The organism is Methylobacter marinus A45, assembly GCF_000383855.1.
Lineage (GTDB): Bacteria > Pseudomonadota > Gammaproteobacteria > Methylococcales > Methylomonadaceae > Methylobacter > Methylobacter marinus.
Window position 1 is genome coordinate 4,884,404 of record NZ_KB912877.1, and the last position, 12,689, is coordinate 4,897,092.

General features: G+C 56.1%; 12 protein-coding genes. 8 read left to right on the forward strand and 4 right to left on the reverse strand.

What is annotated here, in order from left to right; translation table 11 throughout:
* Positions 1 to 3 precede the first annotated feature (3 nt).
* On the reverse strand, positions 4 to 1,638 hold the full coding sequence (ade, locus tag METMA_RS0123080) for an adenine deaminase (protein WP_020161496.1): 1,635 nt from the start codon (positions 1,636 to 1,638) through the stop codon (positions 4 to 6).
* A 328-nt stretch (positions 1,639 to 1,966) separates the two neighbouring features.
* Here ade and METMA_RS0123085 point away from each other — a divergent pair, with 328 nt between their 5' ends.
* The 6 genes from METMA_RS0123085 to METMA_RS25480 all read left to right on the forward strand — a co-directional run bounded on the left by METMA_RS0123085 (position 1,967) and on the right by METMA_RS25480 (position 8,531).
* Positions 1,967 to 2,347: a Rap1a/Tai family immunity protein gene (locus METMA_RS0123085; RefSeq protein ID WP_020161497.1), complete on the forward strand. Its 381-nt coding sequence runs from the start codon at positions 1,967 to 1,969 to the stop codon at positions 2,345 to 2,347.
* A gap of 504 nt (positions 2,348 to 2,851) precedes the next feature.
* Positions 2,852 to 3,994, forward strand: a complete 1,143-nt coding sequence (locus METMA_RS0123090; protein ID WP_232216418.1) for an MlaE family ABC transporter permease — start codon at positions 2,852 to 2,854, stop codon at positions 3,992 to 3,994.
* Between the two features lie 19 nt (positions 3,995 to 4,013).
* The gene (locus tag METMA_RS0123095) at positions 4,014 to 4,781 is read left to right on the forward strand and encodes an ABC transporter ATP-binding protein (RefSeq protein WP_020161499.1); all 768 of its coding nucleotides are present in this window, start codon (positions 4,014 to 4,016) and stop codon (positions 4,779 to 4,781) included.
* A 224-nt stretch (positions 4,782 to 5,005) separates the two neighbouring features.
* Positions 5,006 to 5,998, forward strand: coding sequence for an MlaD family protein (locus tag METMA_RS0123100; RefSeq protein ID WP_020161500.1), 993 nt, complete (start codon positions 5,006 to 5,008; stop codon positions 5,996 to 5,998).
* 12 nt (positions 5,999 to 6,010) lie between these two features.
* Positions 6,011 to 6,607 (forward strand): PqiC family protein, encoded by a 597-nt coding sequence (locus METMA_RS0123105; protein WP_020161501.1) that lies wholly within the window; start codon positions 6,011 to 6,013, stop codon positions 6,605 to 6,607.
* A 706-nt stretch (positions 6,608 to 7,313) separates the two neighbouring features.
* Positions 7,314 to 8,531 (forward strand): MGDG synthase family glycosyltransferase, encoded by a 1,218-nt coding sequence (locus METMA_RS25480; RefSeq protein ID WP_232216419.1) that lies wholly within the window; start codon positions 7,314 to 7,316, stop codon positions 8,529 to 8,531.
* Between the two features lie 29 nt (positions 8,532 to 8,560).
* Here the strand turns inward: METMA_RS25480 and METMA_RS0123115 are convergent, their stop codons facing one another.
* On the reverse strand, positions 8,561 to 9,127 hold the full coding sequence (locus tag METMA_RS0123115; RefSeq protein ID WP_027147561.1) for an endonuclease dU: 567 nt from the start codon (positions 9,125 to 9,127) through the stop codon (positions 8,561 to 8,563).
* 310 nt (positions 9,128 to 9,437) lie between these two features.
* Positions 9,438 to 10,295, reverse strand: coding sequence for a glutamate racemase (gene murI / locus METMA_RS0123120; RefSeq protein WP_198014593.1), 858 nt, complete (start codon positions 10,293 to 10,295; stop codon positions 9,438 to 9,440).
* A gap of 430 nt (positions 10,296 to 10,725) precedes the next feature.
* Here murI and METMA_RS27630 point away from each other — a divergent pair, with 430 nt between their 5' ends.
* The gene (locus METMA_RS27630) at positions 10,726 to 11,352 is read left to right on the forward strand and encodes a transposase (protein WP_198014595.1); all 627 of its coding nucleotides are present in this window, start codon (positions 10,726 to 10,728) and stop codon (positions 11,350 to 11,352) included.
* 2 nt (positions 11,353 to 11,354) lie between these two features.
* Entirely contained in the window at positions 11,355 to 11,744 is a 390-nt protein-coding gene (locus tag METMA_RS27635; protein ID WP_020161506.1) for a transposase, read from the forward strand.
* A gap of 114 nt (positions 11,745 to 11,858) precedes the next feature.
* Here the strand turns inward: METMA_RS27635 and METMA_RS0123135 are convergent, their stop codons facing one another.
* Complete coding sequence (locus tag METMA_RS0123135) at positions 11,859 to 12,689, reverse strand: DUF5953 family protein (protein WP_020161507.1); 831 nt, start codon at positions 12,687 to 12,689, stop codon at positions 11,859 to 11,861.

Consider the following 12,689-nt stretch of genomic DNA (forward strand, 5'->3'; position numbering starts at 1 on the left):
GGATTACACCGTCAACGAGGTGAAAGCAAACGTCCGGCCGTCAAACAGGCCCTTATCGCTCAGTTTTAATTCAGGAATCACCAGCAGCGCCATGAACGACAGCGTCATGAACGGCGCGCGCAAGGGTGAACCCATCCGTCCGGCAGCGGCGTTCAGCTGTGCATAGCGCGCCGCGACCGTATCGCCATCGTCTGGGCTCATCAGGCCGGCGAGCGGCAGCGGCAGCAGCTCGACGCCATCCTGACTGGCAGCCGCGATGCCGCCCTGCGCGCCGATGACCGCGTTCATGGCCCGGCACACGGCGTCGGCGTCGGTGCCGACCGCGATAATATTGTGCGAGTCATGGGCGACGCTGGACGCCAGAGCGCCCTGCTTCAGGCCGAAGCCCTCGATAAACGCCAGCGCCGGCCGGGCGGCCTGATAGCGGTTCACGACGGCCAGCAGCAGAATATCGCGCTCCAGGTCCGGCACCAGTCTGCCGTTTTCCACTTTGGGCGTGTGCAGCGTTTCCTGCGTGAACAGGTCGCCGTCGCTCGCCTTGATTACGCGGATTTGCCCGTCGCCCGCCGCCACTTCCAGATGGGCCGCCGTGATCGGCTGGGCATTGAAGCGGTTGATGGGCTCGTGCCGGCGGTAGGGCAACAGGCTTTTGCCCTGCGAGGCGACCTGCTGTCCGGCTATCCAGGTGCTGACCGGCGCAAACGTTTTGAGGTTTTCGACTTCCACGGCATCCATGCGGTCGCCGACCCGCAGCTGGCCGGTTACCAAGCCGTAATGCCGGATGGGATTCAGGCTGGCGCAGCGCAGCACGTCGAAGACGGAATGGCCGTAAGCAACGGCCCTGGCCGCCAGCAGATTGATGTGGCCCGCGACCAGGTCGTCGGGATGCTTGTCGTCGCTGCAGAACATCACCTGCTCGGGATGCTCGCTGATCAGCACATGCAGGGCCTCGAAATTGCGCGCCGCCGAGCCTTCCCGGATCAGGACATGCATGCCGGCCGCCAGCTTTTCGCGCGCTTCGGCGAGCGTGGCGCATTCGTGGTCGGTGGAAATGCCCGCTTCGGCATAGCGCCGCATGGCGTCGCCGGTCAAGCCGGGCGCGTGGCCGTCGATCGGGCAGCCGTAGCGTTTGGCCAGATCGAGCTTTGCCATGAGCTTCGGATCCTTGTCGAGCACGGCCGGGTAATTCATCACTTCCGACAGATAACCGCTCAGTCTGTTCTCGAACAGATAGTCCAGCTGTTCGCTTTCCAGGCGCGCGCCGGCCGTTTCGAATGGCGTGGCCGGCACGCACGACGGCGCGCCGAACAGGATCGGCATCGGTGTCAGCGCGGCGTTGTCAAACATGTAGCGAATGCCCTCCAGCCCGAGCACATTGGCGATTTCATGCGGGTCTGAAACGCTCGCCACCGTGCCGTGCCGGCAAGCGATGCGCGCGAACTCGGCCGGCGTCAGCATCGAGCTTTCGATATGGACGTGCGCATCGACGAAACCGGGCAACAGGTACGACCGGCTCGGGTCTTCATCGCCCAGTCTGGCGATATCGACGATCCTGCCCTGCTCCCAGCGCACATCGGCCAGAAAAATCCGCCGCTCCAGCGGTTGCACGATATTTGCTGTCACACTGCCTTGGTGCATATTCGTCCTCTTATCTATCGGGTAGGAAACAATCATAAAAATAACCGGGACAAAGCATCACTCAATGCCTGCCCCTGACTATTGTAATCTTAAACTGATGCCACGGATTTTCCAGCGCCTTTTTTTGGAGCGGCATAAATCGCCCGGACGGTTCAATTAACTCAATTTCAGTTCAGCCGACCGCTTCATATCGCTTATTGATAAGTAATGGCGCGAATAGACAGCCGGCCATGACAATGAATAATCATGGCTAATTCACTCCTCCCCTCACGGGGTCTCAATAAATGGCTAACCAGCCCATTAGCGTCGAGTCAGCGAGGCCTACCTTATGCAATGCAAACAGCTAATCGTCTTAATTCCGCTGGCGCTGAGCGCGCTGGCCGCCGGAGCGGAAGTCGCGCCGGAAAACTTTCAGTTAAAAGAAACCCGCGACCTGGTGGCGCTTTGCAGCGTTACGGCCGAAGATCCCAATAACGTCGCCGCTATACACTTCTGCGCGGGCTATATGGAAGGTTTCGACTCTTATCGCAATCTCGCTTTCGAACAGGAAGATGTTCGCGCCCAGTACTGCATGAGCAATCCGCTGCCCACCCGCGACCAGGCGATTTCCCTGTTTGTCGACTGGGCGAAGAACCATCCGGAGGAAATGAGCCAGCCGGCCGTTTTAGGCCTGCTCAGCTTCGTCAAAACGACCTGGCCCTGTTATTGATTGATGTTGGGCATGGGGCGTTTTATCGCTATTTCTCGTGCTGAGCGCTGCAGCGCTGGGGTCCGTTGCTGGTATTCGGCAGAGGCATGTGTTCCTATGTGGGTGCGAATTGACATGTGCCTTTAAAGAGCGCCCCTTGCTCGTGCGAATACCCTGAAGGGCACAAGTACCCATAGGGCATAAATGAATTCGCACCTACGGCAGTGCAGGTACTCGGTGCGTAACCAGCAGGAACGAGTCTGTTCATGTGCCTTTGCGGGGCATGGCTGAACGCAAAACGGAAGCTCTACGGATACAAAAGCCAGCCTTGTTGTCTCATTCCGTATCTTACTGATATATTCTCAAAGCCCGGTTACATTCCTGCAATGCCCTTATAAAAAGGACTTGCCATGAACCTTTTCTTAAAGCGGAACCGATCATGTTAGCGACAGGCATTATGAACTCCCCTTTGAACCTATGGACCGGGTCTTTATGCCTTGGCGCCAGTGCCTGCGAGGAATTGCCGTGAGTGCGGTCGACGCTGCCCCGGCTCCTATCGGCGTCAAACCCATTGACGACTCGACCGCGGCCATACAGGTGACCGGCGACTGGAGCCATGGCGCGGCAATCAAGCCGGCCGAGCAGGTGCTGGCGGAGCTGGACGCCACCAGTCCCAGTCGCGTGTTGCTGCAAGCGCATGAGCTTGCCGGCTGGGACAGCCGGTTGCCGGCCTATCTGCTCAAAATCATCGATTATTGCCAGGCCCGGCAGATCGAAGTCGATGCCTCCGGCCTGCCCGAAGGTATACAGGCGCTGCTCAAACTAGCGCGCGCTGTGCCGGAACGAACCGGTGCGCGCCGCGCGACGCAAAAAAAATCCATGCTGGCCGACATCGGTAAAACGGTCCTGAACGGACTTAAGGATGTCAGGGGGCTGATCGCTTTTATCGGCGAGACCATGCTGGCTTTCATGTCGCTGATCCGGGGCAAGGCGCGCTTTCGCGCCGTCGATTTACTTTTGTGCATACAGGACGCAGGCCCCGCGGCTCTGGCGATCGTGACGCTGATCAGCCTGCTGGTGGGCCTGATCCTGGCTTTCGTCGGCGCCGTGCAGCTGGCCATGTTCGGCGCCCAGATCTATATCGCCGATCTGGTCGGCCTGGGCACGGTGCGCGAGATGGGCGCGCTGATGACCGCCGTGATCATGTCCGGCCGCACCGGCGCCGCCTATGCCGCGCAGCTCGGCACCATGAACGTCAACAGCGAGATCGACGCGCTCAAGACCATGGGCATCTCGCCGATGGAGTTCCTGGTCCTGCCGCGCATGCTGGCGCTGATCCTGATGCTGCCGCTGCTGTGCCTTTACGCCGACCTGATGGGCATTCTGGGCGGGGCGCTGGTCACGGTCAGCGCCTTCGATGTATCCCTGATCCAGTATTACAACGAAACCCAGAAGGCTGTGGACCTGACCGATTTCAGCATCGGTATCTTTAAAAGCCTGGTGTTTGCGCTGCTGATCGCCACGGCGGGCTGCATGCGCGGCATGCAGTGCGGACGCAGCGCCTCCGCGGTCGGCGATGCGGCAACGGCGGCCGTGGTCAACAGCATCGTCTACATCGTGGTCGCGGATTCGCTGATCACGTTATTATGCAACCGGTTGGGCATATGAGCGACGCCAGGGACGCGCCATGAACACGCCGCATATCACCGTCACCGACCTGACCATGGCGTACGGCGATTTCGTGATTCAGCAGGATTTGACTTTTACCATCGACCATGGCGACATCTTCATCATCATGGGCGGCAGCGGCTGCGGCAAGAGCACGTTACTCAAGCATCTGATCGGCCTGCAGCGGCCCGCGAAAGGCGCTGTCTTCTACGACCGGCAGGATTTCTGGCATGCCAGCGACGAGGAGCGTGTCCGCATCATGCGGCGCATCGGGGTTCTGTACCAGAGCGGCGCCCTGTTCAGTTCCCTGACCCTGGCCGAAAACATCGCCTTGCCGCTGGGCGAGTTCACCGATATGGGCTCTCGCGAGATCGCCGACATCGCATCTTACAAACTCGCCCTGGTCGGCCTGGCCGGGTTCGAGGACTATTATCCGTCCGAGATCAGCGGCGGCATGCAAAAGCGCGCCGGCCTGGCCCGGGCCATGGCGCTCGACCCCGAGATCCTGTTCTTCGACGAACCGTCGGCCGGGCTCGATCCGGTCAGCGCCAGGCTGCTGGATGACCTGATTATTAGCCTGCGCGATACGCTGGGCACGACCATTGTCGTTGTCACCCACGAGCTGGCGAGCATTTTCGCCATTGGCAGCAACTCGGTGTTCCTCGACCCCGAGACCAAGACCATGCTGGCGACCGGTGCGCCCAGGAAACTGCTAGCCGAGTCCAGCGATCCCAGAATCATACAATTTTTGACCCGAGGCGAAAGCAATGTCGATAAACCGGCTTAGGAACGTGAATTTTATAATTCCCGCAACTGACTTGTCTTTCCATCCCTCTTCAGCGTTGCGCAAACAGTTACATGGCTGGCCATGCGCCTGTTTGCGCGCCTCGGCAACTGCTCCATGCGTTGCTCTACCTCCTGCATCCATGCAGTCGTTGAACATGAACAGAAATCCTGCCTCATTTGCGGGTCTTATTTCATTCCCGTTCCTTAGAAGGGAGCAATGCTGCCATGAGTAAACCCATCAATCCTGTCGCTATCGGCGGCTTCACGGTCGGCGCTTTGGCGCTTTTGCTGATAGCGGTCTTCGTGTTCGGCGGCGGGCGGTTTTTACGTGCCGATAAAGTCCGTTTCGTGATCTTCTTTGAGTCCTCGCTCAATGGGCTTGAGATTGGCGCGCCGGTAAAAATGCAGGGCGTCAAAGTCGGCGAAGTCACCGATATCGTTCTGCAGTTCGATCCTAAGACCGACAAAATCTACAAGCCGGTCGTGATAGAGATCGATCGCGATACGTTAACCGGTCCGGAAGGCGCATCTTTTCCCCGGGCGGTGACGCGTAAGGAGCGGGAGGAGAACCGGGACCGGCTCGTTGCCGCGGGTTTTCGCGCCCGGCTCGAAATGCAAAGCCTGTTGACGGGGCTGCTTTTCATCGACTTCGACGTGCATCCCGACAAACCGCCTGTGTTTACCGGCCTTGAATATCGGGAATTACTGGAAGTCCCGGCCATTCCGACGACGGCTGACGAACTGCGCAACACGGCCGAGGAAGTGGCAAGGAAAATCAACGAATTGCCGCTGGAAGACATCGTTCAGGATTTATCGGCCAGTTTGCGTGAAATCAAGACCTTTCTGTCTTCCGAGGAGATGAAGAAGTCCACCGTCGCCCTGGCCCACACCCTGGAGGAAACGGAAACCATGGTCAAGACGATCAATCGCGATCTGGGACCGTTGCTGGTCAATACCAACAACGCCATGGCCAACACTGGCGCCTTGATCAAGGATTTGCAGCCCATTATCGCCAACACCGACAAGACGCTGATGGCCGCCACCGCCGCTCTTGACAGGACGCAGGATTCGATGACGAAGCTGGGCGGCGCCGTCGGCCCTGAATCGGCATTGCAGGAAACCCTGGAAGCGCTCAGGGAGACAGCGCGCTCCGTCAGAAATCTGACCGACTATCTGGAACGCCACCCGGAAGCGGTGCTTTCAGGCAAACAAGACTAGAGGATATCCGCCATGCCCGCGAACCGGCCCGTTTTTCTTCCCCTGCTGCCCGTTTTACTGCTGTCCCTGGCAGCCTGCAGTTCGTCCCCGTCGCAATTTTTTATGCTTGAGCCGCTGAGTGAAGCCGAAAGCATCGGACCGGCCATCGCCGCCCCAAAGCCCGCTGTCATTCTGGCATCTGTTCGCATTCCCTATTATGTGGACAGGCCCCAGATTGTAACCGCGGCCGGCAAAAATGCTTATCGACTGAGCGAACTCAACCGTTGGGCCGAATCACTGGACCACAATATCCGCCGTGTGTTGACCCAGAACCTCACGCTGCTGGTGCCAGCAGAAGTAAGGAGTTCCGATACTTCAAACAGGTCGGAACGGGCGACTTTCCGGGTCTCGGTCACTATTCTCGAATTTCATGCGGACGCACAGGGACAGGCCGGCCTGACCGCGCAATGGCGCATCGCGCGCGGCGATGGAGTGACAATGAGCCGGCAGGTATCCTACACGGAACCGGCTTCGACTTCCGACTATCCCATTATCGTGGCGGCGCTCAACGAATGCCTCAACCGTTTGAGTCGCGATTTGGCCGCTGAATTACGGAGACTGGCGGGTTAGTTAAAATCCGCCGGCGGCATCATAGATTGACAAGGTACGCACTGCTTACCTTACGCCCTCTTTGGCAATGCGCGGTAAGGGGGAGAAAAACGGTCCACGCCTAACATCGGATAATAATGATCAAGAGAGGCAAAGGAATAGCTTGCCCAGCCTCTGCGGTTTTAAAACCAGGCACCCGACGGCTCCGGGCAGGCCGCTGACCTCAAGGCCTGGAACAAACCGGATTGAATCCGCGTCTGAGTAAAGTGTTTGTGGCTATCGCTCCGAAGTCAGCATGAAATACAACGCTAAGGAACGGGAATGAAACAAGACCCGCGATCGAGGCAGGATTTCTGTTCATTTGCAAGACGCGCAAACAGGCGCATGGCAAGCTGTGCAACTGTTGCGCAAAGCTTCCGCCCCTTACCTACACCCTGTAGGCAACGCCGGGGATGGACGGAAAGACAAGTCAGTTGCGGGAGCCATAACATTCACGCTCCTGCAATTTAAGTCAAAGCGACGGATACGATATCGGCAACGGATGATGCAAAAAGCTTCCTATTCAGTATGAATGAGTTGCGGCACCCTGATGCTCGATCATGGCCAATACTCACTGACTATAAACATCTGGAATCCGGCAACTGACACGGCCGTAAGGCGGTTTTATCCCGGTTTCAGACAACTCAGACAGGTTCGTTAACTATTAATGAAAAAAAGAGTGTTGATTATGTCGGCGGGTATAGGAACAGGCCACATCAAAGCGGCTGAAGCTTTGGAGAAATCCTTTGCCGCTGACGGCCGGGTTGCGGAGATTATCAACCTTGATGCACTGCAATACACTAACAAGCTGTTCCAGGATATTCATTCCGGTATTTACACATCGCTGGTGAGATCCGCGCCGGATTTCCTCGGCTGGTGGTATAAAACCAGCGACGACCCCTGGCGCACAAACCGAATACGGCAGACGCTAGACCGGCTGAATACCAGGCCACTCGTGCGCTTTATCCGGGACTTCTCCCCTCACATCGCCGTCTGCACCCATTTCATGCCTGCCAACATTATTTCGCACCTGATGGCGACCCGACAACTGCAGGCTCATCTCTCGACTGTGATAACGGATTTCGATCTTCATGCCAAATGGTTATCGGGCTCATCCCATCGCTATTTTGTCGCTATCGATGAAACCAGAGTCCATCTTGAAATGCTCGGGATACCCGGCGATCGAATCACGGTATCGGGCATCCCCATAGATCCTGTGTTTCAGCATCCAATCAACCGCAAGGAAGAGCGGCTGCGAGCCGGGCTGAACCCTGAACAGCCGGTTCTGCTGCTGTCGGCAGGAGCTTTTGGCATAGGTCCCATGGAATTGGTGGTAGAACGCATGCTCGGCATGAACAGCAACGTGCAGACGGTGGTTGTCTGCGGGCGCAACGATGGACTGAAGCAGCGCATCCTGCGGATAGTCGGGCATCAAAGCACCCGATTCAAAGTGCTAGGCTATACCGACGAGATGCACAAACTGATGAAAATGGCGGATATTTTCATCGGCAAACCCGGCGGCATGACCACCGCCGAAGCCATCGCCTGCGGCTTGCCCATGTGTGTGGTTTCCCCCATCCCCGGGCAAGAAGAAAGAAATAGCGATCACCTATTGGAAGAAGGCATTGCCATTAAGTGCAATGACTTGACCACGCTACCTTTCAAACTGGCACGGCTACTGGAGGATTCAAACAGATTGAAGCGCATGAAAATCAATGCTCTGCGTCTTGCCCAGCCTGCCGCATCAAGCACCATCGTCGAGACCTTGCTTAAAGACTGCCAGCCGCTGTTATCGTTTACCCAAAGCCAGCGGACGGCGATTGCTCTGGCGGCGCAACCGGAAAACAGGGGCCGATCGTATAGCGCCGGACTGGCTTCTTCCCATCATTCCAAATTCCGCAATTGAATAGTCAAGGGGATGAGGATGTCCGCCAATCACGGCCGGTGCCGGCTTTCGCCCAAGGCGATGCCCCCGGCTATGATATGAGCCGTCCGCAACGGTTCCGGGATATGGCTGTTGACCGCAAGCCGCCGCAACGTCCGGTCGGCATCGGCCAGGGTCAGGCCCTGCCGTTGCACAAAAACCCGTCGCACCGGCTCCACCGGCCCTGCCCGTTCGATCAGCCGCCATTTGCGCTGGCCGCCTGGCACATGGTTCAGCAGGGTTTGCCTGATCGTCTGCATATCGGGACGCCTGCGCATGACCACCAGCACCGGCAGGCCGAGCGTCTCGTGCAACAGCGGCAGATCGACCACGTTAAAACCGGCAAAGGCGATGCCCTGCAGCATCACCAGCTGCAAGTGACCGGCAAATCGCGAGCCGCTGATCAGCTTGATGAGGGTCCGCGTGGCGTTGACCCCATCGCGCCTGACCTTGCCGCTCAACACCGCTTCCAGCCGCAGACCGGCGTAAACCGCACCCACCAGCAGCACATCGCCTTTATGTGCGCGAGAGAACGGAGCGTCGTCGAAGCCTATGACATGTGAGAGGGAGTTGGGCATATTAATGATTTGGCTCTTATTGGATTGCCGGGAGATCCAAACGTGATTGAAACCTTAAGTTTAAGGTTCGGAATTTCTGCATAGGATGGATGATACCCTACATCAGCTGCTGGCCAATAATTACCGGGACGGGATCCCAGCCGCTAGAATTTGCGACATTGCCCAGCCGCAACCAGAACTTGACCCCATTGATGACCCCACGCCGCCAGGCTTGATGCTGCGCGGGAAACCCATCAAAATCAATCGAGTCTGCCCCCTTTGATTATGAAAGTCGGTGAAGTGGTGGCTCATCACTAGCCGCGCCCGCCCATCAAATACTCAAACCGGCGTTTTCCTGACTTTCCGGCAAGCGGTAAAAATCGCTTTTCCCGCCACCCCCATCCCACTGCATTGAATCCCAAAGCATCGCGATGACTTTCAAGGTCTGCTCGAATTCCGCATCCGTCGCCCGGTTGATCCAGAAACTGTTTTTCGGCTCCCTTGCAGCATCATTCAGCAGTCCGGCTTCCTGCAAGCGCTTTTGCACCTGTCTCGCCACCGCCTCGCCCGTATCGATCAAGGTGATTGCAGGCGGCAACTGCCGGACAATGGCCTGCCGCAAGAACGGATAATGCGTACAGCCCAGCACGATGGTATCGGCTCCGGCAGCCAATAGCGGCTGCAGGTACCGGGCGATCAATGCCCTGGTGGCATCACTATCGAATTCGCCGCGCTCCACACACTCCACAAGTCCATGACAGGCTTGCGTCACCACCTGCACGTTCCTGCCGTAACTTTCCAGCAGTGCTACAAACTGGGAGCTTTTCAGCGTGCCTATGGTTGCCAGCACGCCAATCACGCCGGATTTGCTTGCGGCTGCCGCCGGTTTCACGGCCGGCTCCATGCCGATGATGGGCAGCGAGAAATGCTCGCGCAAGCTAGTAATTGCGCCGGCTGTCGCTGTATTGCAGGCCACTACAATTGCTTTGGTACCCTGCCCAATCAGGAAACGGGTAAGCGCATGCGAACGCTCGCGAATGAATTCAGGGGATTTGTTGCCGAAGGGCGCATGCCTGGAATCCGCTGAGTAGATCAGATCTTCATGTGGCAGCAACTGGCGGATGTGCTTCAGCACCGAAACGCCGCCGATGCCGGAATCAAAGACACCTATGGGGGTGGTTTTAAGCAAGGTTGACGCGTTTTGGGTCACAGAGAAATGACTTTGCCGGAAGAATCAAAATGAGAATGAGTTTAGCTGAACTGCCAACCGGATGTCATGGTCTTGATGCCATCGACTCTATAAAATAGTTACATCATTAAAGGATGGTCATAGCCAACAGACTCAGCAAAATCTACACCCGCACCGGCGACGACGGCACAAATCAAAGGAGTCAGACTCCGAAGCATCCCCACAAATTTATCTTTTAAAACAAGCCACTATGCCTCTCTTTTAGGTACCGTAAAGGTCTCGAGGGTGCTAGAATGGGATTTCTTCCAGTCTGATCGGGAGACTCTCATGATCGTTCAAGTCCTCCATTCACTCCTAAAACCCAACCTTCCCGAGGTTCACGCGAGCCGTTTCAAGGCCGTCATGGCTGCCGTCAAAGCGGGCTTAAGCGGTGCGAAAGTCTCGATTACGGCCCTCGGCCGAGCGCTGCCGGGATCGGGGGCATCTGAAACATAAAATCAAACGCATGGACCGCTTGATCGGCAATCCGCATCTGAGCGGTGAGCGCATCGCCTTCTACGAGGCAATGACCCAGTGGCTGTTGCAGGCGCTGCCGATGCCGCTGATACTGTTCGACTTGTCGCCCTTGACTACCGACGATCAGAGCCGGCAACTGCTGCGCGCTTCGCTGCCGGTGGGCGGGCGGTCGCCCACCTTGTACGAAGAAGTCCATCCGCACGCCAAGCTGGGCAATCGGCAGGTGCAGCAGCAATTTCTGGAGCGCTTGCGGCAACTGGTGGCGGCGCATGTCACGCCCATTATCGTGGCCGACTCCGGTTTCCGCACGCCGTTCTTCCGCGCCGTGGAGCGCCTGGGCTGGCATTGGCTGGGGCGGATACGCAACCGGGATTTTGTCGCCTTCGCCGATCATCCCGAGGCGTGGCTACCTGCAAAATCGTTATACGCCAAGGCCACCCGCAAACCGAAGCTATTGGGCGTGAACCATTGGGTGAAGGGCAACTCCCTGGCAGGACAGTTGGTGACTTTTTTCGGCCGCCGAAAGGTCGGAAACACCTGACGTTGCGCAAACGGCCCGCCAAATCTCACTACAGCCGCAAACAGGCGGCACGCGAAAAAGAGCCGTGGCTGCTGGTGGTGTCGCCGTCCCTGGAGGCTTATCCACCGGTGCGGGTCGTGGACCACTATCGCAGTCGCATGCAAATCGAAGAAAGCTTCCGCGACACCAAAGCCACGTATTACGGCCTGGATTTGGCCGACGAAAGCCGAATTCAAGCCGAGCGCCGGGCAAACTTGTTGCTGATCGCCGCGCTGATTGTCTTCGCGTTGTGGATTGTCGGCATCAACCTAAAAGGCTCCGAGGTCGAACGGCACATCAAGGTTAACAGTGGCCCAAAGTCTCCCTATTCGGTGATTTTTCTCGGACGCATCGCCTGCCTATGTCGTGTTTGAATTACCGCCCGATTATTTAGAATTGGCACAGGCGCTGTTAGTCGGCTATTTCGAGAAGTTGGAGGCGGGATAATTTGCGGGGATACCTCAGAGTCTGACCCCTTTGATCAAATATCAATAGAGCCTAAGGCCCACTTTAGGAAATGACTTGTAAGCTTCTACTATACATTTCCTATGTGTTATTTTTCTAATTTCCCAAGGTTCAGTAGTTAAAGACCAAACACAGGCTGCTGAATTAGTTTTGAACCCTTGGGTTTCACACCCAGCTATTGAAGGAATGTCACAAATTCCATTGTATTCGCAGATACTTTGATTCCAATAATTTATCCATCCTAATTCTGGCACAATGCGCAAATCATGAACCCTATAAGCATGGCCTGACAAATCTAAATTCGGTAATTTGCTAAGTTCGTTATATTTGCCGAGAAGTTCTCGAATTCGTTCGGCACTCTCTTTATCCGTAATAAAGTTGTTCTCTTCTTTAAAAAACCTATCTCTTTGAAGCACTTCACACAATTGATAATAATCGTCACCCATTGCAGAAATCCCCCAATAGGCATCAAATTTTTCGCAAATATCCGAAATCATTTTGAGCCAAATAAGATTAGAAATAGAAATGGCTCCCCTTTTAATTCCTAGAGTTATTCGACAATAATTAACGCCAGTAGTACCTAAAGGATATGAAATATTACTGCAGGTAAAATACAAATTTAAGTGTTTATCACCAAGAGAGATCCCTTTTTTATCTAGATTATTCTTAATATAAATTGACCTATCACTAACACTTAAGGTGTTTTCACCTATAGGATATGCAATTCCTCCTTGGGAAATTTCAGGAAATAACTCTTCCAATTTCCTATACACTTCTTCAATTTGTCCCGCACTCTTTAATGGCGGAGCAATAATACGCACTAAATCATGACGTACCCCGAATACTTGCGACAT

Bases quoted from the DNA above. Each gene is read 5' to 3' on its own strand.
- METMA_RS0123085 (WP_020161497.1), top strand. From the start codon at position 1,967: ATGCAATGCAAACAGCTAATCGTCTTAATTCCGCTGGCGCTGAGCGCG.
- METMA_RS0123135 (WP_020161507.1), bottom strand. From the start codon at position 12,689: ATGTCGCAAGTATTCGGGGTACGTCATGATTTAGTGCGTATTATTGCT.
- ade (WP_020161496.1), bottom strand. From the start codon at position 1,638: ATGCACCAAGGCAGTGTGACAGCAAATATCGTGCAACCGCTGGAGCGG.
- METMA_RS0123100 (WP_020161500.1), top strand. From the start codon at position 5,006: ATGAGTAAACCCATCAATCCTGTCGCTATCGGCGGCTTCACGGTCGGC.
- METMA_RS0123095 (WP_020161499.1), top strand. From the start codon at position 4,014: ATGAACACGCCGCATATCACCGTCACCGACCTGACCATGGCGTACGGC.
- METMA_RS25480 (WP_232216419.1), top strand. From the start codon at position 7,314: ATGTCGGCGGGTATAGGAACAGGCCACATCAAAGCGGCTGAAGCTTTG.
- METMA_RS0123105 (WP_020161501.1), top strand. From the start codon at position 6,011: ATGCCCGCGAACCGGCCCGTTTTTCTTCCCCTGCTGCCCGTTTTACTG.
- METMA_RS0123115 (WP_027147561.1), bottom strand. From the start codon at position 9,127: ATGCCCAACTCCCTCTCACATGTCATAGGCTTCGACGACGCTCCGTTC.